This is a genomic window from Allopontixanthobacter confluentis, assembly GCF_009827615.1.
Taxonomy (GTDB): domain Bacteria; phylum Pseudomonadota; class Alphaproteobacteria; order Sphingomonadales; family Sphingomonadaceae; genus Allopontixanthobacter; species Allopontixanthobacter confluentis.
On sequence record NZ_WTYU01000002.1, the window covers coordinates 1 to 23065 of the forward strand.

Consider the following 23065-nt stretch of genomic DNA (forward strand, 5'->3'; position numbering starts at 1 on the left):
AGCGTATTGGTCCCTGCATTCCAGGTGTAATTGACCGTTTCTGTGCCAACGGTGCCGCTGGTGCCATTCAGATTGGCAAAGCTGACCGTGCCGCTATCGCCGCCGAAGTCGACCGTGATCTTGCCGCTGTAAATCGCCTCGCTCGCGGTCAGCGGGTTGTCACCCACATTGGCGTCGATGTCATTGGCCGCAGGTGCCGGATTAGCGCCTGCAAGACCATCATCATCTGAAAGTGCGGTTACATTGACCACAGCTGGGGTGGAATCCGGCTGCAGCGTAATTGTCACCGTGGCGGTCGATGCATCACCGTCACCATCAATGATGGTGTAGGTGAAGCTGTCCGAGGTGCTGGTGCTGCCAGCGCCCGCATTGGGCGTATAGGTGAACAGGCCTGTGACAGGGTCGTAGGTTACGACGCCCTGCGATGCCTGAGTGGCTACAAACACATCGGTGATGTCGGTCGTATCAACACCATCGGCGGCGAATACGTCATTGTTTAGCGCATCAATCGTAAATGGCTGATTCTCTGTCGTCTGCGTGGCGGTGTCATTATTCGCGGTTGGCACATCGTCGACAATATTGATGACGATAGTGCCAGTGCCAATCAGATTGCCGAATGTGTCGGTCACCTGATAATCGAATTCTTCAGCGCCATTGATCGCGCCCGACACGGTGTTGCGGCCATCATCACCGGTTGTATCGGTGACGGGTGTGTCGAGCGTGTAGGTATAGGCACCTGTCGCGCTATCCAGCACCAACGTGCCAAATGTGCCATCAGCGGGATCCAGCAGCGTATAGATCAGCGTGCCCGACGCACCTGTGACGATGATCTGGCCGTCTGCATCCACTTCGCTGTCGGTTCCGCCCTGGCTGCCATTGGCGTCCAGACCGGCTTCATCAACCAGCACGTCATTATCTGATACATTGCCCGTAACATTGTCGACCGAGATGGTCAGGGTCTGGGTGGAGGTATCACCATCAGCATCCTGGATCGTGTAAACGAACGTATCGGTCGTGTCGGAATTGGTCGAATTCGCCTTTGAGGCATAGCTGTAGCTACCATCGGAGTTGAGCGTGAGGAAGCCCAGTGCGCTTTCGATGGTGGTTCCCGGTGTTCCGGTTGCCGGCACCGAAATGTCGCTGCCAGCCGCAAAGCCGATAACGCCGCCAGCAGGCGATGTGAGCGTAGGTCCGTCTGCGCCGAAGCTGTCGTCGATGCCGTCTGTCAGCACATTACCGCCGACATTGCTGCCTTCAGTGACCGAATTTGTATCAGCCACTGCAGTCGGCACATCATCATTGAAGGTGATGGAAAGCGTGCCATCGGTGCTGCTATCGCCGTCGCTGTCAGTGGCGATGTAGGCCAGCACCACAGGTGGTGCACTGGTTTCACCATTGCCGGCAGCATGGAGCACATTGTCGATCTGGGTCAGGACGTAATTGCCCGCCGCATCCAGCGATACGGTAAACAGGATGCCGCGTGGGCCAGTGGCCGTCAGCGTATTGGTCCCTGCATTCCAGGTATAATTGACCGTTTCTGTGCCAACGGTGCCGCTGGTGCCATTCAGATTGGCAAAGCTGACCGTGCCGCTATCGCCGCCGAAGTCGACCGTGATCTTGCCGCTGTAAATCGCTTCGCTCGCGGTCAGCGGATTGTCACCCACATTGGCGTCGATGTCATTGGCAGCAGGTGCCGGATTGGCGCCTCCAAGGCCGTCATCATCCGACAAGGCTGTTACATTGACCACAGCAGGAGTGGAATCCGGCTGCAGCGTGATTGTCACCGTGGCGGTCGATGCATCACCGTCAGCATCGATGATGGTATAGGTGAAGCTGTCCGAAGTGCTGCTGCCACCAGCGCCCGCATTGGGCGTATAGGTGAACAGGCCCGTCACAGGGTCGTAGGTTACAACGCCCTGCGATGCCTGCGTGGCCACAAACACATCGGTGATGTCGGTCGTATCAACACCGTCAGCGCCGAATACGTCATTGTTCAGCGCATCAATCGTAAATGGCTGATTTTCTGTCGTCTGCGTGGCGGTGTCATTATTCGCGGTTGGCACATCGTCCACAACTGTAATTTCCAGCGAATCTGTGGCAGTCGAACCATCCGTATCGGTCACGACAACACTGAAGCTGTCCGTCAGCGAAACATCGTCTGCCGCAGTATGCGTCAGCGTATTGTCATCCAGCTGATAGCTGTAGGACACTGTCGCCGCAGTGACGTCACCATTGGCATCGGTGGTCGTCGGCGTCACGCCAGTGATCGTCAACGTGCCATAGGCCGTGCTGAGAGTCTGGCCCGGCACAAACGCGCCGCCAGTGTAGATTGTCGTCCCGCCCACCGTAATCGTGGATAGACCATCAGGCGATGTGAGGTCGAACGACCCGCTTTGGGTCAACCCGGCTGGATCAGGCGACGAGCCGTCCAGCAAATCATCTTCGAACACGGTTTCTTCCGCGCCCTGCCCGTCCAGGCCATTGATGGTCACGCCATCATCTGCACCCTGGATGGTGATGACCAGTGTCGTCGTGCTTTCATCACCATCACCATCACGGATGGTGTAGGTATAGGTTTCGGTCAGCGTTTCGGTGGAATCCAGCCCCTGAACGAGCGGATTATTGTTGTCGAGCACATAGCGATAGTCGCCATTGTCATCGAGAGTGAGCGTGCCATAGGCGCTGACCAGCCCTGTTCCCACAGAACCGCTGGTTGCGCCAAGCGAAACAGCAACCACCGTTGCGCCATCAGCGCCGGGAGTATCAGCCACACCGTCTGTCTGATTAGCGTCGCCCAGGTCAGCGCCAGTAATGACGTTGCCATCAGCGGTCAGCGGGCCATCTTCGGTCACGCTATCTACATCGGCGCGCGCGGTTGGCACATCATCGACAATGTCGATTGTGAGCGTGCCGGGCGTGCTGTCGCCATCCACATCGGTCACCACCACGGCAAAACTGTCTGCCGTGCTATCGCCGTTGGTGTTGGTCGTCAGTTCATAGCTGTAGCCGATCACACCATTGGTGACAGATGTGATGGTCAGCGTGCCGAAGCTGCCGGTAAATGTCTGGCCAACGCTGGCAACAGCCACACCGTTGATGGTGACTGTGGCCGGGCTGTCAGGCGCGGTGAAACCTATTGTGCCAGCAGTGAATTCGCCATTGCTGGCCGCATTGGAACCTGCGGGCAGGCCTTCTTCAAGAACCTGCGTCCCTGCTTCGCCCGTGGTGGGAAGGTCAAGCGTGGTTCCGCTGTCGGCAATTGAAATGACCAGACTGGCCGTGGCCACATCCCCGTCACCATCGGTCACCGTATAGGAGAACGTGTCGCTCACCCCGCCTGGCGTACCAGGATCGCGGGTGTAGCTGAAGTTGCCATCTGTATCGATGGTCAGCTTGCCATAAAGGCCCTGCACGACGCCGCCAGCAAGGCCGGTATCGCCCGCACTGCTGTAGGATGTGACAGCAAAATCATCTGCGCCTGACACATCATTGGCAGTGACATTGCCTGTTACCGGACCGTACAGTCCAGCCGCGATGCCCGCGGCATCATCTGCTGCCGATGGTGCATCATCTGCGATCGCAATTACCAGCGAAGTGCTGGCCGTATCGCCATCGCTATCCGTCACTGTCAGAGCGAATGTGTCACTGTCCGGGTCGCTCAGCGTATTGTCAGCGAGCGTGTAGGCATAGGTGTATTGACCGGCATCGAGCGTAACCACCAAAGTGCCCTTGGCAGTGGTGACACTGCCGCCATTTGTGACATTGACGCCATTGATGACCAGCGAACCGATCGCGTCGCCGCCCGTGGTGATGCTGATGGTGCCAACAGCGGTTTCGCTGTCACTGGCTTCCTGCGAGCCTGCAGGTTCTGCGCCGCGTGCGGGCAGGCCAGCTTCATCAACGGCCCTGTCGCCAGCTGTGTCGATGCTGGGGTTGGAATCCTGGTTCAGCTGGATGGTGACTGTCGCAACCGACACATCGCCATCGCCATCAGTGATCGAATAATCGAAACTGACGGAACCTTCTTCACCCGGTGCAGGCGTATAGGTGAATGTGCCATCGCCATTATAGGCGACTGTTCCACCGCCGGTCAGCGTGCCGGGCACTGCCGCAATGGCATCCAGCTGCACACTGTCTGCGCCCTGGATATCATTGGCAAAGACATTGACTGTGACAGGCGAGTTCTCACCCGACTGCACCGCGCTATCATCCACCGCAAGGGGCACATCATCCACGATGGTGATGGTGAAGGAGCCGCTGTCACTGTCGCCATCCACATCGGTAACAGTCACATCAAACGTGACCGAAGTATCATCACCGCCAGTATTGTCGGACAGCGTGAAAGTATAATCGATCGTGCCAGTCACCGGATCATATTTGGTGATCGTCAGCGTGCCTTCGGGCGTGGTGATGACCTGCCCTGTGGCGGTGATGACTTCACCATTGATCGTCACTGTCGCAGGCTTGTCCGGCGCGACATAGGTGATGGTGCCCGAAGTGGTTTCGGCCGGTGTGGGCGCTTCTGTGCCAGGCGCTTCGTCATCACGGCGCGGCAATCCGGCCTCGTCAACGATGGTACCCGGATCGCCAATGCCCGGAACGGAAATGACCGTAGCAGGGCTGTCACCGATATTGATGGTCAGAACCGCAGTGGCAGTGCTGCCATCGCCATCGGTCAGCGTGTAGGTGAATGTGTCGCTCACCCCGCCCGGCGAACCTGCTGCGCGCACATAGGTGTAGCTGCCATCAGGGGCGATGGTCAGCGTGCCATAGGCGCCGGAAATGATGGTTTGCGCAGTGACGCCGGAAGTTACGCCGGAAGAATTGGCGATGCCGGACAATGAAGCGCCATCCGCGCCAACATTGTCAGCGCCGGCCTGGCCCGTCACCGTGCCTGTGCCGGTAATCACATTGCCACTTTCCGGGCCATATGTGCCCGCGGCAATGGCATCGGAATCGTTGCGCGCAATCGGCGCATCATCAATCACATTGATCAGCAGCGATGCCGATGCAGTGTCGCCATCTGTGTCGATAACGGTGACAGTGAAGAACCCGTCCTGGGTGACCCCGAGCAGATTATCGCCCAGCGTATAGCTGAAACCGATGGCGCCTTCGGCAATGCTGGTAATGGTCAGCGTGCCATCAGGCGAGACAAATTGCTGGCCGATGGCGGTGATCGCCACGCCGTTGATCTGTACCGCAGATGTGCCGTCAGGGGCGGTGTAGCTGATGGTCCCGGTGGTGGTTTCGGACGTGGTTTCCTGCTCTGTCCCGGCAGGTTCGCCATTGCGGGCCGGCAGCCCGGCTTCGTCCACCTCGGCCACAGCGTCAGTTGCGCCCGCCGGGTTGTTCGGCGTGATGACGATGACAGTCGGATCGCGGTCGGCGAGATTGGGAATGATTTCCTGATCTTCAGGCTGCGGGAATGTCAGTTCAGTATAGGGTAGCAAATCGCCCAGGGCGTAAGCTGCCTGAATGTCGCCGGGAGCCGTGGCGAAATTGCCGCCGGAACTCTGGACGCCGGGGCCCGCTGCTGGAACAGGCTCGTTACCGATCAGCAGGGCTGCAAGGTTGAGCGGCGGAACAGTGACACCATCCACCACCAGCTGCGGCACAATGATCGCGCCATCGGGAATGACATAGGTGATGCCGCCTGCCTGAATTATCAGGTTGCGGCCATCAGCAACGATGTTGTCGAACGAAACGCCTTCCGGCAGCGTTACGACATTATTCGCGTCAGGCTGGAGAACGACGGTCCGACCGTTGGCGCTGGCCGGAGACGCATTGGCGCCTTCCGAAGCGTTCACGTCGCTGTCGTTAACATTGTTCCGGTCCTGAAAGTCCATGTTCCCTCGCGCAATCCGCGGTTAATCCGCGACAATACTGGGGGCGCAGGACGGGCCAATATTACGTAACCCCGGCAGGATCATACCTGCCGGTTGTACCGTCATGCGCCCGAATGAAGCAGAACTCTTTTTATGTAGCCGGAAGCTTTAGCGACTCGACTGACGATTCTGCCTGTCCACGAAATAGAACAGCTTGCCGCAAAGGTTTCAAGGTCGTTTACCTTATCGTTTAACCCAGATGCCGTTGGAAACTGGAGTTAATCTCGGCAAAAACCTACCTGCTTATTCAAATTATGCCGACTAATCATTAGCTTACCGGACATCTCTCAGCATTGCGCCTACAAAGCAGTGGCGCGGTCGCAGAATAACAATTCATACGTTAACCATAAATTTCAAAAACTTTGCCAACGTTTCTATGACAATTGCAGCCGGATCAGCCGCCTTTTACTAAGGGGCGGGCTATGGATTTGAGCGCTTCGTAGACGCCGAAAAAAGCATACCGTTTGCTCATTGTCAGGCAGCCAGCCGACAATCCTTGCGCCGGTCTCAGTCCGCCGGGCCTTCATTGCTTGCAAGCAGGAATGTCCGCGTCTGTTCTGCGCGGCTGGTCGAAATCACTTCATCAACGCCCTGAATGGTAATTGCCAGGGCCGAGCTTTCCATGATCTCGATAAAACCTTTCGATTTCAGATACCAAATGTGAAACTCGAACTGCTCCTCTGGGCATGCCAAGGTCTCCTGAAGCAACCACTGCAAAATTCCTGGATCCGAGGCCATTTCCCTTCGCCGCTTATACAGCGTCAACAGGATCCGGTCCTTCATCTCGGCATCAGCGATGGCAGTCTTGTTGTCGACGAGGCCAAACAGATCTGTATGCGTATCAATCGGCGGTTTGCGTGTATCGGGAAAATGTTGCCGATCATAGGCATCGCGCCTGCCCGGGTCCCGGAGCACGTGGTATGCCTCGATTATCTCGCTGAAGCTTTCGAAATCCGCAGTCAGGGGATTGTCAGGATGAAACTTCTTGGCCAGCAAATGCCAGGCAGACTCCAGCTCCCGGAATGAAGACGAAGGAGCCACGCCCAGCTTCTTGTAATAATCGACGAACTCGTGCGAATTGTTCACCGTGGCCCCCTGGCGTTCAGACCTTGCCGCAATGGAGACCGGGCGAGATGCGCTCTGCCGTCTTGCTGTAAGCCGGGGAGCGGCCCTGTCAGGTAGCCGGAACGGCGAGCTGATTTCGATTTCTGACATGCTTCTTCAGCCGCCGTGCTGCAAAAATCGGCACGATAACCGACAGTGCAATGCCGCCCAGCGATGAAACGCCCAACCAGATCGCGGTCCACGTTCCCCCAGCTTGGTACATCCCATAGAGGACTGGCGCTGCCAGGATGATGCCGCGTATCTCGTTGAAGACGAGGCCGAGCGCGCCCAGTTTCAGGACCACGCCGAGAATGGAAGAGATAGAACCCAACATAGGTTCGAATATCTCTTGGTTTGCCTAAAATAACGTTAACCTCCGGGCTCAGCGCGCTGCCAGCGGATCGATGGCACGTCCGTTGTGGCGCATTTCGTAATGCAGGTGTGGTCCGGTAGATCGGCCAGTCGAACCAACAAGGCCAAGAAGTTGCCCGCGAGCAACCTTTTGCCCGTTGCTGACCAGCAGGCGGGATAGATGGCCGAAGCGTGTCTGCATCCCGTTACCGTGATCCACGGCGACCAGCAGGCCATATCCCCCGCTCCAATTGGCAAAGGTCACGACCCCGGCCCCGGTTGCGGACACCGGCGTTCCGGTGGGCGCCGCCAAATCGACGCCGCTGTGCATCCGATAACCGCCGAGGACCGGGTGCGAACGCATGCCGAAGCGGCTGGTCATAGCGCGCGCCGCAAGTGGCATGGCGCTTGGCGTGTCGATAGCGCTGGTTGAACCGATCACACCTACCGATACCTTGGGCCACAAGGCGATCGGCGCGCCAAGGCCATCTCCGGCTTTGCTTACGATGATGATTGGCGCCGCTTCTCCGGACGGGGCCGCAGCCTCATCCTTATGCAAATCCTCCGCATAACCCGCCTGCGCGCTCATCAGGAACGGACCGACGAGCCAAAAGACGCCAGACCGTCGGAAAAGCGCGCGACCATTCATGCAAGCGCGACTGCCAGCAGGCCGCCGAGGCCAATGGCAATTCCGTAAGGAAGCTTGTCAAAATCAGACTGCCCAGCAGATGTGCGGGCGATGCGGCCGCGGCGCTTCATCGAAAACGCGACAAGCAGGACGAGCCCGGCGAGCGCCACGCTGACCAACAGCCAGAGCCCAAGCTGGATAGGCAACCATGCCGCGATTGCCGCGTAGAATTTGGCATCGCCCGCTCCAATCCAGCGGAACGCCGTAAGGATCATCCCGGCGACGAGGGCGACGGCGAAATGCGCAGCAGACCAGCCCAATTGCTCAATCCCGCCAACGGCGAATGCGGCCGACAGTCCGGCGACGAGAGTAACAGCTGAAACCCAATTGGGGATGCGTCGCTGCTTCACATCGGTCCACGACGCATAAGTCACCAGTATGGCGAGCAACGCTAGCAGAGCGCTGGACGATAGGTTGGCTTGGTCAAGCATCGGACGCTCAGCGCGGTGCCAGTTTAATGCGGATCGGATAATCCGGCTTCTGTGCCAGTTTCACGCGGATCGGGTAATCCGGCGCCTGTGCCGTGTTGGCAGCCTGCGTGCGGATACGGATGGCGGTCGCCTGCGGCCTGCGGGATCCCACCTCAATTACCGCCTGCCTCTCTCTGGATGACGAAACGTTCTGCGGCGCAGTCGGCGCATCAGAAATGAACACCTCATTCCGGGACACCCGGCGCATGCGGGTGCCGGCCTGCTCGACCGTGATGCCGCCCCCGCGTGCCACCACGGGCAGCGCCTGCTCTTCAATGGCGACATCAATCGGCGCATCGACGGGAAGCGGGCCAGACGCCAGCAGCGTGGCAAGCGCTGCGCCGGGATCCGCTACGCGCGGGATCGGGTTGCGCGTGTAGAAACGGGCCAGGTTGGACCGATAACGATCATCCTCTGGCGCGAGAGAGACTGCGACTTGAAAATACCGCTCGGTCAGGTCGGCGCGGCCCAAATGGCTGTAAGCGACTGCCAAGCCGTTCGAAGCGGCCGCAGCATGAGCGGGATAGAGCTTGGCCAAATGGAAGCTATCGATGGCGCCCATCGTATCGCCATCCGCAAGGGCCTTGCGGCCAGCGGCAAGTTGCTCTGCGCCAAAGTCGTCGGGCAATCGCTGATCGAGGCTGGAACTGGATGCGAAACCATTGCTCAACCCGAGCATCTTGCATCCTGCCAGCGCCGGTACGACTGCCAGAAACAGCGCGACATTACGCGCACGACTGTATTTCTTGGTCATCATTCTAGCCTCCAGCCATCAACGGAAAGATCCTGCGAACCATCAGAATAGCCGCAGGTAACATGAGCGTCCCGATCATCGTCGGCAGCATGCAGGCGACGAGCGGGATCGAGATAAGCACCGGCAGGCGGTGCGCTTTTTCTTCGGCGCGCATCTGCCGGCGTTCGCGCATTTCGGCTGCGTAGACCCGCAATGTCGTGGCGACGCTGGTACCGAGCTTGTCCGACTGGATAATCAGCGTCGAGAACGAGCGGATCTCGTCGACGGCGGATGCTTCCGCCATCTTGCGAAACGCCTCGTCACGCGACGACCCGGCACGCAGTTGCAATGTGGTGATCGAGAGAAGTTCGGCCACCAAGGGATGCGAATTGACCATTTCCCGCCCCACCCGGTCCATCGCTGCCTCAAGACCAAGCCCGGATTCAACGCAAACAAGCAACAGATCGAGACAATCCGGGAAGCCGTTGATGATTTGCTCGCGGCGCCGGTCGGCCCGCGCACGGACATAGAGGTTGGGAAGATACAGTCCGATCAAAGCGAGGATCGAGCCGACGATATAGACCTTCAGAAACGAGGGCGGATCTTCGCTCGAAAAGGCGAGGACAACGTAAAGGATCGGCAGGACAAAGATCAGCACCAGACGGACAAGGGTGTAGATGCGCGGCGCCGAAGCCGACGTATAGCCCGCCTGACGGAGCAGCTGCGTCATGCGCTCGCTCTTCGTGTCAGTCAGGTTGAGACCGGCTTTCTCCACGAATTCAGCCATCTTCGTCCATGCGGTCGCCGTATCTCGCGAGCGCAGGCTCTGCCCGTGCGTGGTCGCGATCAGGTCCATCGATTCCAGCTTGTCCAGCTGCGCACGTACCGTCATGCGCCGGTTTATTACGGCGAGCGCAACTAGCGAAATCGCGGCGATCAAGCCGAAGATCACGAGCAGAACAAGGGCTCGGAAGGTTTGGTTCTGGGCGGCGAGTTCAATCATGTCAGACCTTTATGTCCACAAGCTTGCGGATCCAGAAGACGCCGATGAAATAGATGATCATCAGCGACGGAAAGCCGATGATGAAGATCGAATCGCGGGCCACGTCGGTGTAGAAGCCGGGGTTGATCAGGAACATGCTGACGAAGGTAATGATTGGCAGGACGGTCAGGATCCAGCCGGTCATCCGCCCTTCCGAACTCAGCGCGCGCACTTTCATGAAAAGGCTGGCCCGGGACCGGATGATGCCCGACAGGTTTTCAAGAATTTCAGCCAGGTTACCGCCGGTTTCCGACTGCACAGCCAGGGACACGACAAACATCCGTATGTCTTCCATGTCCCACCGGTCGGCCATTGCCTCGAGCGAATCGGTCAGTTCCGCCCCGTAGGATATCTCATCGGAAACGATCCCAAACTCGCTGCCGATGGGATCTTCCATCTCGTTGGTCAGAAGATTGATAGCACCGGCCACCGGATGTCCCGAACGCAAGGCGCGCACGAAGATATCGAGCGCAACTGGGAATTGCTGCTCCATCTTCTTGCGGCGGCGTTGGGCGAAAATATTGATGATGACTATCGGCAACCCCACCGCCACGCTCGCAGCAAGAGCCACCACGAGAATGATGACGCCAGCGGTGATAGTCCCGCCGGAAAGCGAGATAAAAATCATCATGCCGACACTGAGCAGGGCAAGGGCAAACGCCATCCAGAACAGCATCTGGCCCAGCGTGAAGCTGACTGCAGAGGCGAACAGCGCTGCCTGCAACGCTCGCAGCGGACGAGCAATGAGCGAGGGGTACCGGGAAAAATCGCTCGGCGCGTTCTTCCGCAATTGGGCGGCAATCGCAGCCCGATCGGACCCGCGTTTGATTAACTGGAGCCGGAGATTGACCGCCGCAACCCGCGACCGGCTTTGCCATGCCGCCCCAAGCACGATCTGCGACACGATGAAGACTGACGCGAAGACCGCGAGCAGAACCGAAAGGCGAAGGATCAGGTCGAACATGTCAGCCCAGCTTCAGCTCTGGCCGAAACAGTTCGGACGGCAGGTCGATACCGGCCGCCGATGCATCTGCAAGCAGTTTGGGCCGGATTCCCGTCGCCTCGAAATGCCCCAGCACGTCTCCGTCCTCGGACCTTCCCGTGGTCTTGAAGCGGAAAATCTCCTGCATGGTAATCGTGCTGCTCTCCATCCCGGTTACTTCGGCGAGGCTGACGATCTTGCGCTTGCCGTCGGCCAGCCGGGCGACCTGGACCACGACTTCGATCGCCGACGCAATTTGCGCGCGCGCTGATGCGGGCGAGATCTCGATCCCGCTCATACCGATCATTTGCTCGATACGGCTGAGCGCGTCGCGCGGCGTGTTCGCATGGACCGTCGTCATTGATCCATCGTGTCCGGTGTTCATCGCCTGCAACATGTCGAATGCCTCGCCAGCGCGAACCTCGCCGATGATGATGCGGTCGGGCCGCATGCGCAGCGCGTTTTTGACCAGGTCGCGCTGCGATACCTCGCCGCGCCCCTCGATGTTGGCCGGACGGGTTTCCAGCCGTGCGATATGCTCTTGCTGGAGTTGAAGCTCGGCCGAATCCTCGATCGTCACGATGCGCTCGCGATCGTCGATGAATGATGACATGGCGTTGAGCAGCGTGGTTTTGCCCGAACCGGTGCCGCCCGAGATGAGGACGTTTTTGCGCGACCGCACCATTGCCTGCATCACTTGCGCCATCTGTTCCGGCAGACTGCCGAATGCGATGAGCTTTTCCATACCAATCGGCTTCTTGGCGAACTTGCGGATTGAGAGCAGCGATCCATCGATGGCCAGCGGCGCGATGATGGCATTGACGCGCGAGCCGTCCGCCAGGCGGGCATCGACGAATGGCGAGGACTCGTCGATCCGTCGTCCAACAGCGCTGACGATTTTCTGGATTATCCGGATAAGATGTTTTTCATCCTGAAAGCGCGTTGCCACTTTCTCGAGCAGTCCGTTGCGCTCGACGAACACCGTCCGATAGCCATTCACCAGGATATCCGTGATGGTGTCATCCTCTAGCAATGGCTCGAGCGGTCCAAGGCCAAGTAATTCGTCGAGCACCTCGACGACGAGTTCCTGGCGTTCCTGCGTATTGAGCACTTCGGTGCGCTCGATCAGCAATTCCTGGACGATGTCGCGAATTTCACTTTCGATCTGCGCGCGCGGCAATTGGTCGAGCGCGGCGAGATTAATCTTGTCTAGCAGTGCGCGGTGGATCGAAACCTTGAGCCCAAGCTTACGCTCGATTGCGGTTTCAACCTTCGTTTCGCTAACGACCGCAGGCAACGTCGCGATGGGGGCTTCGACCGAAGCATTGGTTCTGATGGACCAGATGTTCATTCTATACCCTCCGCAAACGCTGGCACATGCTGTTCGCCAGCGCGTCAATCTGGGATCCGAACCGCGATTTGGCGCCGCCTTCGTAGACGAGCCTGCCTTCGTCCTGAGCTGCCGAAATGGCTTGGCTATCGGACGGCAGGGTGCAGGAAATTGCCGCGCCCAAAACATCGGCGATGGCATCTTCGCTCACTGGCCGGAAAAGCTTCCGCTCCATGCGGTTGATCGCCACCTCGATTTGCGAACCTGGAAAATCAATTTCGCCGAAAAGGCGGATCCGGCGCTTCGCCTGGCGCAGGCTATTGATCGAAGCATCGCTCACCAGCAGAATCCGGTCCGACGCATCGGTCACCGACAGGGACCAGCTGTTCCAGACCGGAGGCAAATCCACCAGGACGTAGTCGAACAAGCTTCGCGCCAATCCCAAAACCGACAACATCTGATCGGTATCAACGCGGTCGATCGGCTTGATATCGTTGGGCGCGGCAACGAGCGAAAACCCGAGATGTGTGTCGATGACGGCACTTCGGAACAGCGCTGCATCAATCCTCGAGCCGGCATCAAGCAGTTCATCAACGGTAACCTTCGGGTTGACGCCGAGGTAAGATGCCGCGTCCCCTCCCTGCAGGTCGAGATCGATAAGGCACACGCCGCGACCGCCTGTATTGGCCTTGGCGATAGCATGCGCGAGGTGGGTTATAACGGTTGTTGCGCCGCATCCACCAGTTGCCCCGGCCACCGCGATCATGGGCGCAAGATCGCCCTTATCAGCGCGCTCGGTTTGGGCCGAGAGCGCGTCGAGAATTTGCGCTGCCAGGTTATCAGGTTGGAAGGGGAGTTGGGCCACGTCGGCCACGCCCTGTCGAATCAGTGTGCGAACGAGCGATACGCTTGCGTCGCGCAGCGCAACAATCAGGGAAATTCCGGGATAATCGATCCGCGTCGTTGCCAGCCGCTGCAGTGAGGCATTGCTTGTCGGATCAACCTCAAGCACCACCACAACCGCGCCTCTGATCTCTCCGGCAGGCAAGGCTTGGTCGGCGGGCAGCGCGAGAAAGCGAGCAGCGGCACCTTCGCCCAGTGCGCCGTCTAACCTCAGTGGAAATAGATTTTCTTCAGACGCAATGATGAGCGCCCCCCCGGAAGTGGTGAGGCTTATACTGTCTCGCAGTTCAAGAGGCAGATGATAATTTCCCATGGTTTTTCCGATTTAGTACGATACTACCCCGTCCCCATCTTCGAGAGTTTGCGAATAGCTGAAGCCGGGCAGAGGTATCCGTCCACCCAGCAGGAACAAGGCGCGCATCTGGGCGCGATTAATGCTGACAGTGACTACCGGAGCGGCATCCGCAAGCGCGTTGCCGCCATCGTCCTTCGATGGGTCACCTGCATATCCGATCCCTGAGCCGCTGTAGGTGATCGAGACCTCATCATCGCGGATTGAAGGATCAACCACCCTCATCCGGGCGAGTATTCGATCGAACGCTGGCTGACTTCCGGCCTCCCCCCCGCATGTCACCGCTTGGCCGGATTTCGTGCATATGAGCGTGGGGACGGCTTCTTTGCAGATCGTGTCACCCTTTTTAATCGGACTGACGTCGATCACACTTCCATCGGTGTCGTAAACCGGGCATTCAAAATCGACGTAGTCGGCAGAGTTTAGTTCCGAGGCCACGACACTGGTGACGACAGCCGTGCGGGTACCCATCTGCACCGCCTTCTCCATGCGGTTCACCGCCCACAGATAGCGGCCCCCATCGATCACGCCGAAGAACAGCAGCAGTGTGGCCGGAAGCACCAGCGCAAATTCGGCCGCCGCGCCACCGCTTTGCGAACGCGCGAAATTAGCCAACCGGTTCACAGTCCAATCCCCGGAGAAACCGAAGTGGCACTGAGGCCAATATCCAGCGGATCAGTGCCATTCCCGCTGATGCCTGACATCAGGCTTCCCAGCATCCCGAACATCCACGGGTAGGCGACATCGTTCGCGGACACGACCAACACCGGCCCCTTGGCTCCAGGATAAATTGCGGAGTATTCGGCATAAAGGCCGGTATCAACAAACTCGGTATTATCGCAGTTGGGTTCGACCGTGACCTGGGCCGCACTCCAACCGGGCACCTTTGGCTGGGCAGCAGCGTTGATGACTTGTCCGGTGCGCGTAAGCAGGATGATATCGTCGCGAATGCCCTGCGACAACACTTCGGTTGTGCCCTCGCAGACTGAGTTCGTCGGAATGCGAGCCGCATAGCGGGCGCCGTCACGTACAGCCTCGGACAGTTTGTGCTGCGTCCAGACGAAATGGCCCGCTTCCATTCCGCCAAAAAGCAGGATCAGCATCATGGGCAGCGTGAGCGCGAACTCCACCGCCGCCGAGCCTTTTTCAGACTTCAAGGCATGCCGGTCGATCATCGCAGCAGGACAGCCTTGCGCCGTCCGTAATACTGGAACGCCGGATCTCTGTCTCCGCCCTTAGCCGCTGGCCCCTTGATCTCGGTGAAGAAATTACGGTCGTCAGCAGTCGTATTTACCGGTTGAACGAGAAACAGATCGACCCAACGAACTATATCCACCACATTTTTCCCATTGAGATTGGTGCAGTCGACAGCAGCCACCGTGATAATCCGCCGGTCTTTCTGATCACCGCCTGATGGCACCCCCGGCGGAGCATTTTTCGGTTGAGGGAATGCGCAATAATGCTTGGTCTGACCATTATTGCCTGCCACCATGCCGAGGTATTTGGGCTTCAGGCGGTTCGCTTTGTCCGCAAGCTCCCATTCATAGACCTCGTAACGCGATAGCTTACCATCATCGTTGAGATCCCATGAGTTACCGCTTGAGTCACTCGTCGCGAGAATCGTCGCCTGCGACGTACCGTGCCATGTGTTGAGCCAAGTATCGGCACTCCAGTTGCCGTCACCGGTCACATTGCAGGGAAGAATGGCGTTGTTAAAACAGTTGTCCTGCGGATAACCCGGCTTGCTGAGGCCTGACGGCGGGGGCTGGAGGCCAGCAGGAGGCTCCTCGAAATCAGTGTTTTTGCCATTGCCTGGCAACGGGTCGCAACTGGCATTCTGCACCTCGAGGACCCGGTTCTTCGTAGTATTTTGTGACGGACAGAAGTCGCCAGTCGCGGGATTGCACGACTGGGTTGGCGCCGGGAAAATGTCGAATCGCGAATTGAGTGCGCTACCTTCGGGCGTGCGGAAACCCGGGTTGCTCTTTGGCGGCTCGCCAGTACAGCCGAGGAAATCGGAATTCAGCCCGGTGGTCGAATTTTGCCCCTTGCCGGCCTTATAATAATCGAGGTCGAGGAAGCCGAAGTTACCCGGCGCCCAGTCGGTTTCGTCGATTGTGTCGTCTTGTGGCTTGTTCGGGTTGTCCTTGACATCTTTGGACTTAAAATGGAGCTTCATGCCGCTACCGATGTCAGTGGCGCGCGGGAAGCTACGGTCCGCGGTGCCCAGAGCAGTGTTGGGAACGCAGAACATCAGCGGAGGCACGTTGCAGGTCGCGGTTTGGAGTGTCGCCATCGCGCTGCTGCGGGCCACGCCGCCGCTGAAAGTTGCCATGACAGGCGTCAAGGCATAGCGTACGGCCCGGTCCTCGACGTTGACGAGTACCACCTTGGCGTCCTCGGGCACGGTCGTCTCGTTGACGGGCGCATCGTCTTCGTAGCCGTTGAAGTACACAAAGCTCAGTCCGCTCGTCGGGATGGCGCGGCCGCCCCCGTCGTTGGCGAAGCGGGTCTGGTTGCCAAGAGCGTTGGCGGCGGCGATCTGCGAATTTGTAATGGCATCAGTGCTGCCATCAAGCTGGGTCGCGGCGGCGAGTGCGGCCTGGTCGGCGGCGTTTTGGAGTTCGGTATCGAGCCCCATCATGCGGCCGTAATCGAATGCGACTCCGGCCATGACCACAAGAGGAAGTATGGCAATGGCATACATCGCCGAAATCGCGCCGCTCTCGTCACTGCGGAAAAAGGTCGAAACGCTAAATGCCATGATCCTCCTCCATCTGTATTAGCTTCCGCCGCCGGGACCTTGCGTGCTTGATGTGCTGACCGGCTGTTTGACCTTATCGGTGCGATAACGTTCAGCAGCCTGACCGGAATGTTCGCCGCTGGTGGGCGGATTGAGCGTGTCATATTGCGGATCGGGATCGACGACCTGCGCGGCCATCGTCATCCGGTTGGCATCGCCGAAATTCGACGCCGCAGGGCCGGGATACGTATGAGTGCACCCGGCAAGGCCGGATACCAGCAGCGCGGCAAGAGCGATCCGGCGAGCCTTAATAATCATATCCGTCTCCATTAAGCTCGGTTGTGGCGCCCTGCTCCAAACCATTTGCTGCAGCCGCGTCGGCCGGCAGTGCGCCCGCGATGGGAGGCAGCTGCACCGGGCGGTAGCTGTCACCGGTGGTGAGCACGTCGATCGGCTGCGGATCGGCGATGCGGTCCGTCGGCAGGCGCACCTGGCTGGGCCGGAGCGGCGCGACCAGACGCGGGGTGATCACTATCAGCAGCTCGGTTTCGCCCTTCTGAAAACTGGACGAGCGAAACAGCGCGCCCAAAATCGGGATGTTGCCCAGCAGCGGAAGCTGACGCACCGTTGTCTGGTAGTCCGAGCGCAGCAGGCCCGCGATGGCGAAGCTCTCGCCATCACGCAGCTCAACCGTCGTACTCGCGCGGCGGGTTTGAAGGCCGGGAACGACCAGCCCGTTCACCGTCACCGATGCCGAAGGGTCGATCGAGCTGACTTCGGGCTCGACGATCAGGCTGATAACCTTGTCGCCCAGCACGGTGGGTGTGAAGGCAAGGCTGACGCCGAACGGCTTGAATTCGACAGTGATCCCATTGCCGCCGCCGGTGCCCCCGCCGCCGTTACCTTGAAGCACGGGAACCGGAAACTCGCCGCCTGCAAGGAACGAGGCGCGTTCGCCCGACAGCGCGACCAGCGTCGGTTCGGCAAGTGTCTTGGAAAGGCCCTTACGCTCAAGGATGTTAAGCGTCGCATCAAGGTTGAGCGAGCCGATGCTGAATGCCTTGCTGAAAATGCCGAAGGCATCGCTGATTGCACCCAGGGTCGCCGGTCCTGCGCCGGTAAGGCTTGCGCCTTCACCCAGCGCGCCGCTGAATGTCCCGCCGTCCGACAGCCCGAAGCCGCTGACTCCAAGCTTCTCGCCCATCTGGCGGTTAATCTCGGCAAATTTCACCTCGAGCATCACTTGCTGGCTGCCGCCCACGGTGATGAGGTTGATGACATTGTCACCGGCATAGGCCTTGGCCAGCTGGGCGGCGCGGTTGGCAGCGCCGGGATCGTTGACCATGCCGGTCAGCAGCAGATTGCCTGCCGAAATCCGCGCTTCGATCGGCTGGCCGGGCACAAGGTCGGCCATCTGCGTGCGCAGCCCCTCGACATCGGGGCCGACTTCCACGTCCATCACCGCGATCACGCGGTTGGCCCGGTCATAAAGGGTGAGGCTGGTGGTGCCGAAAGCCTTGCCCAGGACATAGACCGAGCGTTCCGAAATCGGCACGACATCGGCGATTTCCGCATTGCCGATCATGGCGCGGAAAATCGCGCGTTCGGCAGACACCACCTGGCTCTTGTTCACCGGCACTTCCATGGTGCCTGCGTGGACGCCCTGGTCCTGCGCGATGGCAGGCGTTGCAAGGCAGGTGGAGCCAGCTAGCGTGAGCGCGGCGAGCAGAATACGGGCGGATTTCATCGTGAAACTCCCATCGTGCCGACCTGATAGCTGGTAGGCTCTGTGCCCCGCACGACGGTCATCGAAGGGCCGGTATATGCAGGTGCCACCGCGACCGAAGAAGGTGGGTTGATTGATGCAAAGGCTGGGGCGGGCGGCGCTGCAGCGCGACTTCCGCCGCCGCCACCGCCGCCGCCACTGTTGCCGCTGCCGCCGCCAGAGTTCTTGCGGCCAATAACCAGGCGCGGCAGGCCGAGCTGGCGGCTGGTGGTGGTGCGCGCGGCGCTTGCCACGCCGCCTTCGCCTTCAATGTTGAACTGCGGCTCCATCTTGCGCAGGGTGAGTTGCAGCGTGCCCATGCGGTTGGCAATTGCGAGGCGCGAGGCGTCCTGCGGGGTTGCGGCCACGGTAACGCTGCGGCTGACCTTGGGCTTGCCGGTCTTTTCATCCGCCAGCTGGTCAACCGCGAGAACCTGGACGCTTTCCATGACGAGGTCGGCGCGCTGGTCACTGGCATCGGCGCCGTCGCCTTCGATCTGGCGCAGCAGCAGGATGTCAACCATCATGCCGGGCAGCACGAAGCCGGCCACGCCATTGATGTTGTTGACCGGAATGGTGATTGCGCGGAAGCCATCGGGCAGCAGCGCGGCGAGCGTGGCGCGGCCATCGGTGCCGCTGACTTTGCTGCGCAAAATGGGTTCGCCCGGAACAATCGGGCGAAGCGCCACGCGATTGTCCTTCAGGACGTCCTGAATCGTGAGAAAAGCCCCCTCGGGAACCGAGTTGGACGGGAAATTCTGGAGGCGGATGTTTTCCGCAGTCAGCGGCTGGGCAAATTCAAGCGGCTGTGTCGCGACGACGATGCGGGTAAGTGCCTGCTGTTTAGCAACGGCTGCCTGTTTTTCCTCGACACCCGAAAAGTAGGCGTTCGCGAGGATGACGGCGATAATGCCGAGAACCAGCGCTACGCCGACCATGATCATGTTTCGCCCCTGCACAGTGCCCCTCCCCCGGGTATAATGAAATAATTGAGATTGCCTGGCCACCCTGCACAAAGACAGGGTGACCAGACAACATCGTACTTGATTATGCGGTGCCGCCGGTGTCGGTGCCACCGCCACCGCCAGCTGGTGCGCACTCATCAGTAGCAGACCAAGGCGCCGACACGCCGGTGCCAGTGGCAGTATTACAATCGTTGACATCATTGGCAGCGTTACCAATGGCAGCGGTCACGTTGTTGCCAAGCGCCAGAGCGGCGGCGCCAATACCAACGCCAACGATGGCGATGATCAGAGCATATTCTGCGGCCGAGGCACCCGATTCGTCGGTAAGGAAGTTTTTCAAGAAGGTCATGGTAATATCTCCGGTTAACCACGCTGCGGTGGAATAACCGTAGCGTATGATGTTCAAAGGCCATTCGGGAAAGTAAACCCGGCAAGCCAGCCAGAAGATTGATGTTCGAAGCGACCCTGTTGTTATTTCGATTATCAAACCGAGACTTAAATCCTCGCTTCGACATCACGCTTCGTAACTGCCCTTAGTTTCCCGATAACAGCGGCAAGGGTCAACATAAAACAGTTACCTATAAATTAACGCCGATTCTCAATTGGTTAAACGCGACTAAGATTAATATTTAGCCTTAATGAGTATGCGTCCGTTGTATTTGCGACGCGTCTGAGACTCGGTGGACATACGCGATTTATGCGCCAAAAACGAATCACTGTGGAGTTCCAGTTTCATGGCCGCAAATAGTATTGGCAGGTTTTGGTCGTCATATCGACAGCGCCTTATTGCCCGCAGCGAGGCAATCCCCCGTGCACTCGGGCAACTGACAGTTGCGCTCACAATCGGTTGGGCGGGCATATTTGTGGCATTGGCATCGTTCCGCATCCTCGCCTCGCCGCGATTTGCCAATGATCCGGGCGACTGGCTGGGTTTGCTGGCCCCCTACGCGGCCATTGCGCTGGCCCCGCTCGCCGGTTTCCTGCTGGGTCAGGCGTGCTTCCCGCAAGATGCCCGGCTGAGCCCGCCCGGCGTGCGCCTGTCCACCTGGGGCCGTTGGCGCCAGCTGGCCATCAAGGAGGTGCGGGCCCACCCGCTGTTCGGGCCGGCGGGCTTCATGGCTTCGCTGCTGATCGGTCTGCTGCTCAACGTCGTGCTACGCAGCGTTGAATTCCTGATCGCCATGCCCGCGCTGAGCGCGCAGGCGCCCAGCTGGGGGCGCGAACTTTTTCTGCTGATGGCGGGCGATGTGGGGGTGATGGCGTTTTTCTACATGGTTGCCTTCGCCTTTGCGCTGCATTCCGTCACGCTGTTTCCGCGTATGCTGGCGTTTTGCTGGATGCTGGACATACTGATCCAGCTTCTGATTGCGCGCTACATCGGTGCCTTGCCCGAATTGCCCGCCGATGTGGCCTTGGCACTGGGCGATCTTTTGTGGGGCAACGTTGCCAAGGTGCTGATCAGCGCGTTCGTCTGGCTGCCCTACCTCTTGCTGTCCGAGCGGGTGAATGTCACCTATCGGCACCGGACCACCCACGACCTGCGCCGGTTCCCGATAGACAGCATCGAGGAAGCGGCCGACACCGACCCAGCAGCCAGGCATCAAGGTCCGCCAGCGCCGGGTCGAGGCAGTAAGGATTAAGCGCCGGGATTGCCGATTTCAGAACGGTGAAGGATTTCGCCATTGCGGGATATCAGGCGAGAATGAGCCGCCTGCGAAGTAACCATCCCGGCAAGGTTTTGCGAAAATCGCCAACGACAAACAGGTTGAGCGGGGATGCATCAAAAACGAGAACACCACTATCGCCGCCGCAATGATCTCTGCCAGAAGCACCAGACCCAGCGCGGCGAAGGCCCAGTGATAGCCGCGGAAGAATGGACGGCGGCTTCCCGCTCTTGCAAATTTGAAGTGCCGGGAGATTGCTGAACGCGCTCGTTTTTGCTGTAACGGGCCATGGTCACTGGCCGCGTTGTTCGAGCTGAGCGCGTCCAACTCTATTGCTCCATCAACCAGTGGCAACCGGGCCAGCCGCTTCTTTAGCTTCCCAGCGGCGGCTGAGCGATCATCGTTCGGTCCGCCAGCGGCGCACCGTCTCTTCCAGCAGCGCCGCCCCGGCATTGTCATGCGACCAGCTCGCGCTGAAAACCGGATCGTCCGAAGCGGGTCGTTTGCCCGCTTCGAGGTGGTCGATCATCACCCGCATGGGGATTGGCACGCCTTCGCCGCTGATGATGCATTCGCGGTTGCGCAAGCTGCCGACGGTTCCGGCGATACCGCGCGCACCCTCGGTCAGCGCGGCGACCAGATCGCGCTGGTCGGACTGATTGTTGAGGCGCAGCGACATGATCGTGCCGCATTGCGACAGCGCGGTTTCCGACAGTTCGGACGGACGCTGGGTCACCATGCCAAGGCACACGCCATATTTGCGCCCTTCGCGCGCGATGCGCTCCAGCTGTTTCTCGACCGATCGCGTCGCTGGCGACTTGACGCGCGGCAAGTAGCGGTGCGCCTCCTCGCAGACCAGCAGGATCGGGGCGCGCGTTTCGCGGGGGGCCCAGATGGCATAATCGAGGATCAGCCGGGCGAGCGTGGAGACCACGACGTTGACGATCTCGGTCGGCACACCTGCAAGGTCAATGATGGAGATCGGCTTACCGGCATTGGGGATGCGCAGCAGATCCCCCAGCAGTTGCTGAAGGGATGCGCCGGCATGGTCGGGGTTGAAGATGAAGTTGAACCGCCGGTCGTGGAAGAACTGTTCAATCGTCAACCGCAGGTGGGTATAGCGGTGCGCATCGGCGAGCTTCTCCAGCCTGCCAGCTTCTTCCTCAAGCGCGTCGGTCAAGTCTTTCAGCTGGTAGGATACCGGCGTATCCGCAGTGATCCGGCCCGGCATCTCGGCGTGGATGTTGCGCTGGCGGGCGCGCAGCAGGACCTTGGCCATGATGTTCGCATCGACCGTGCGGTCCTCGCCTGATGTGGCGATGAAGGCATCGCAATGCTCGTCGAGGTTCATCGCCCAATACGGAAGCTTCAGGTTGGATACGTCCCACACCTGTGCCTTGTCACCGAACGCATGGGCATATTCGCCGTGGGGATCGAAGATGACGACATGGCCGTGGTTGGCCTGCGCGACAATCCGGTCCAGCATCAGCGTGACGGTGGTGGACTTGCCCGCGCCGCTCGACCCGACAACCGCGAAGTGGCGGCCCATCAGCATATCGAACAGCACCGGGGCGCGGACGCCCTTGGTCGGGTACACTGTGCCGATCTGGATATGGGGCACGGCAGGCGGTGCGAAAATGACGGCAAGCTCGCTCTCAACCGCGAACCGCAGCCTATCGCCCGGCTGGGGAAAAGCGGTAACCCCGCGCCGGAAGCCGGTCAGACTGCCGTCGGCATCGTGAACGCCTTCCCCGATGTATTCTATCTCGGCAAGCGTTCGGCCATGGTCGGCACCGTCGCTGCCCAATTCGACCAGGACGCCGAATATTGTGTGCTGTTCGACATCGATCCGAACGAAACCGCCGATGGACGTATTGTCCGTCTCGCCAGCGTGGGCCGTCCGTGCGCTGGTCAAACGTTCACGGTCGATGAGGCACATCGCCCTTGACCCGTTGGTTCCAACGACATGTCCGATCGATGCTTCAGCCATCTGTTCCAAGCCCCCCTGTCGCCACGTAAAGCAATCGCGAGGATGCACAAGGTATCGGGCGAACGCAAGGCCGGCCATCCTCCGGTCCGATCATGCGA

20 protein-coding genes are annotated in these 23065 nt (G+C 59.5%); 1 reads left to right on the forward strand and 19 read right to left on the reverse strand.

Annotated features, from left to right (window positions below; translation table 11 throughout):
* The 17 genes from GRI44_RS08330 to GRI44_RS14130 all read right to left on the reverse strand — a co-directional run.
* Nucleotides 1–5846: beta strand repeat-containing protein (locus tag GRI44_RS08330; protein WP_160601377.1), on the reverse strand; the 5846-nt coding region annotated here is incomplete at its 3' end.
* A 546-nt stretch (nt 5847–6392) separates the two neighbouring features.
* Nucleotides 6393–7100, reverse strand: a complete 708-nt coding sequence (locus GRI44_RS08335; RefSeq protein ID WP_160601378.1) for a J domain-containing protein — start codon at nt 7098–7100, stop codon at nt 6393–6395.
* Nucleotides 7060–7323 (reverse strand): hypothetical protein, encoded by a 264-nt coding sequence (locus tag GRI44_RS08340; protein ID WP_160601379.1) that lies wholly within the window; start codon nt 7321–7323, stop codon nt 7060–7062. The genes GRI44_RS08335 and GRI44_RS08340 overlap by 41 nt, the downstream gene beginning before the upstream one ends.
* Before the next feature lie 48 nt (nt 7324–7371).
* Nucleotides 7372–7929, reverse strand: coding sequence for a M23 family metallopeptidase (locus GRI44_RS08345; protein WP_202386280.1), 558 nt, complete (start codon nt 7927–7929; stop codon nt 7372–7374).
* Nucleotides 7930–7985: 56 nt separating this feature from the next.
* Complete coding sequence (locus tag GRI44_RS08350; protein WP_160601381.1) at nt 7986–8459, reverse strand: A24 family peptidase; 474 nt, start codon at nt 8457–8459, stop codon at nt 7986–7988.
* Nucleotides 8460–8466: 7 nt separating this feature from the next.
* Nucleotides 8467–9255 (reverse strand): hypothetical protein, encoded by a 789-nt coding sequence (locus GRI44_RS08355; RefSeq protein WP_160601382.1) that lies wholly within the window; start codon nt 9253–9255, stop codon nt 8467–8469.
* A 1-nt stretch (nt 9256) separates the two neighbouring features.
* Nucleotides 9257–10234 carry a type II secretion system F family protein gene (locus GRI44_RS08360; RefSeq protein WP_160601383.1) on the reverse strand — a complete coding sequence of 326 codons (978 nt, stop codon included), beginning with the start codon at nt 10232–10234 and terminating at the stop codon, nt 9257–9259.
* Nucleotide 10235: 1 nt separating this feature from the next.
* Nucleotides 10236–11237 carry a type II secretion system F family protein gene (locus GRI44_RS08365; RefSeq protein ID WP_160601384.1) on the reverse strand — a complete coding sequence of 334 codons (1002 nt, stop codon included), beginning with the start codon at nt 11235–11237 and terminating at the stop codon, nt 10236–10238.
* Nucleotide 11238: 1 nt separating this feature from the next.
* On the reverse strand, nt 11239–12606 hold the full coding sequence (locus GRI44_RS08370; RefSeq protein WP_160601385.1) for a CpaF family protein: 1368 nt from the start codon (nt 12604–12606) through the stop codon (nt 11239–11241).
* Nucleotide 12607: 1 nt separating this feature from the next.
* The gene (locus tag GRI44_RS08375; RefSeq protein WP_160601386.1) at nt 12608–13801 is read right to left on the reverse strand and encodes an AAA family ATPase; all 1194 of its coding nucleotides are present in this window, start codon (nt 13799–13801) and stop codon (nt 12608–12610) included.
* Nucleotides 13802–13813: 12 nt separating this feature from the next.
* Nucleotides 13814–14464: a TadE/TadG family type IV pilus assembly protein gene (locus tag GRI44_RS08380; RefSeq protein WP_160601387.1), complete on the reverse strand. Its 651-nt coding sequence runs from the start codon at nt 14462–14464 to the stop codon at nt 13814–13816.
* The gene (locus GRI44_RS08385) at nt 14461–15015 is read right to left on the reverse strand and encodes a TadE/TadG family type IV pilus assembly protein (RefSeq protein ID WP_160601388.1); all 555 of its coding nucleotides are present in this window, start codon (nt 15013–15015) and stop codon (nt 14461–14463) included. Before GRI44_RS08385 ends, GRI44_RS08380 begins: the two co-directional genes overlap by 4 nt.
* Complete coding sequence (locus GRI44_RS08390) at nt 15012–16604, reverse strand: TadE/TadG family type IV pilus assembly protein (RefSeq protein WP_160601389.1); 1593 nt, start codon at nt 16602–16604, stop codon at nt 15012–15014. The genes GRI44_RS08385 and GRI44_RS08390 overlap by 4 nt, the downstream gene beginning before the upstream one ends.
* 18 nt (nt 16605–16622) lie before the next feature.
* Entirely contained in the window at nt 16623–16901 is a 279-nt protein-coding gene (locus GRI44_RS08395; protein WP_160601390.1) for a hypothetical protein, read from the reverse strand.
* Nucleotides 16891–18228 carry a type II and III secretion system protein family protein gene (locus GRI44_RS08400; protein WP_232843079.1) on the reverse strand — a complete coding sequence of 446 codons (1338 nt, stop codon included), beginning with the start codon at nt 18226–18228 and terminating at the stop codon, nt 16891–16893. Before GRI44_RS08400 ends, GRI44_RS08395 begins: the two co-directional genes overlap by 11 nt.
* 98 nt (nt 18229–18326) lie before the next feature.
* The gene (gene cpaB, locus GRI44_RS08405) at nt 18327–19292 is read right to left on the reverse strand and encodes a Flp pilus assembly protein CpaB (protein WP_160601392.1); all 966 of its coding nucleotides are present in this window, start codon (nt 19290–19292) and stop codon (nt 18327–18329) included.
* Between the two features lie 103 nt (nt 19293–19395).
* Nucleotides 19396–19719, reverse strand: coding sequence for a Flp family type IVb pilin (locus tag GRI44_RS14130; RefSeq protein WP_332872389.1), 324 nt, complete (start codon nt 19717–19719; stop codon nt 19396–19398).
* Nucleotides 19720–20176: 457 nt separating this feature from the next.
* Between GRI44_RS14130 and GRI44_RS08415 the strand changes: the two genes are divergently transcribed.
* Nucleotides 20177–20953, forward strand: a complete 777-nt coding sequence (locus GRI44_RS08415) for a DUF2569 domain-containing protein (protein ID WP_160601393.1) — start codon at nt 20177–20179, stop codon at nt 20951–20953.
* Nucleotides 20954–20971: 18 nt separating this feature from the next.
* Here GRI44_RS08415 and GRI44_RS08420 read toward each other — a convergent pair whose 3' ends face one another.
* Nucleotides 20972–21304 (reverse strand): hypothetical protein, encoded by a 333-nt coding sequence (locus GRI44_RS08420; RefSeq protein ID WP_160601394.1) that lies wholly within the window; start codon nt 21302–21304, stop codon nt 20972–20974.
* A 70-nt stretch (nt 21305–21374) separates the two neighbouring features.
* Nucleotides 21375–22967, reverse strand: coding sequence for an ATP-binding protein (locus tag GRI44_RS08425; protein ID WP_160601395.1), 1593 nt, complete (start codon nt 22965–22967; stop codon nt 21375–21377).
* Nucleotides 22968–23065 lie beyond the last annotated feature (98 nt).

Excerpts from the sequence above, each read along its gene's own strand:
- GRI44_RS08370 (WP_160601385.1), bottom strand. The coding sequence starts at position 12,606 with ATGAACATCTGGTCCATCAGAACCAATGCTTCGGTCGAAGCCCCCATC.
- GRI44_RS08355 (WP_160601382.1), bottom strand. The coding sequence starts at position 9,255 with ATGATGACCAAGAAATACAGTCGTGCGCGTAATGTCGCGCTGTTTCTG.
- GRI44_RS08425 (WP_160601395.1), bottom strand. The coding sequence starts at position 22,967 with ATGGCTGAAGCATCGATCGGACATGTCGTTGGAACCAACGGGTCAAGG.
- GRI44_RS08350 (WP_160601381.1), bottom strand. The coding sequence starts at position 8,459 with ATGCTTGACCAAGCCAACCTATCGTCCAGCGCTCTGCTAGCGTTGCTC.
- GRI44_RS08345 (WP_202386280.1), bottom strand. The coding sequence starts at position 7,929 with ATGAGCGCGCAGGCGGGTTATGCGGAGGATTTGCATAAGGATGAGGCT.
- GRI44_RS08360 (WP_160601383.1), bottom strand. The coding sequence starts at position 10,234 with ATGATTGAACTCGCCGCCCAGAACCAAACCTTCCGAGCCCTTGTTCTG.
- cpaB (WP_160601392.1), bottom strand. The coding sequence starts at position 19,292 with ATGATCATGGTCGGCGTAGCGCTGGTTCTCGGCATTATCGCCGTCATC.
- GRI44_RS08365 (WP_160601384.1), bottom strand. The coding sequence starts at position 11,237 with ATGTTCGACCTGATCCTTCGCCTTTCGGTTCTGCTCGCGGTCTTCGCG.
- GRI44_RS08385 (WP_160601388.1), bottom strand. The coding sequence starts at position 15,015 with ATGATCGACCGGCATGCCTTGAAGTCTGAAAAAGGCTCGGCGGCGGTG.
- GRI44_RS08390 (WP_160601389.1), bottom strand. The coding sequence starts at position 16,604 with ATGGCATTTAGCGTTTCGACCTTTTTCCGCAGTGACGAGAGCGGCGCG.
- GRI44_RS08335 (WP_160601378.1), bottom strand. The coding sequence starts at position 7,100 with ATGTCAGAAATCGAAATCAGCTCGCCGTTCCGGCTACCTGACAGGGCC.
- GRI44_RS08340 (WP_160601379.1), bottom strand. The coding sequence starts at position 7,323 with ATGTTGGGTTCTATCTCTTCCATTCTCGGCGTGGTCCTGAAACTGGGC.
- GRI44_RS08400 (WP_232843079.1), bottom strand. The coding sequence starts at position 18,228 with ATGGAAGTGCCGGTGAACAAGAGCCAGGTGGTGTCTGCCGAACGCGCG.
- GRI44_RS08375 (WP_160601386.1), bottom strand. The coding sequence starts at position 13,801 with ATGGGAAATTATCATCTGCCTCTTGAACTGCGAGACAGTATAAGCCTC.
- GRI44_RS08395 (WP_160601390.1), bottom strand. The coding sequence starts at position 16,901 with ATGATTATTAAGGCTCGCCGGATCGCTCTTGCCGCGCTGCTGGTATCC.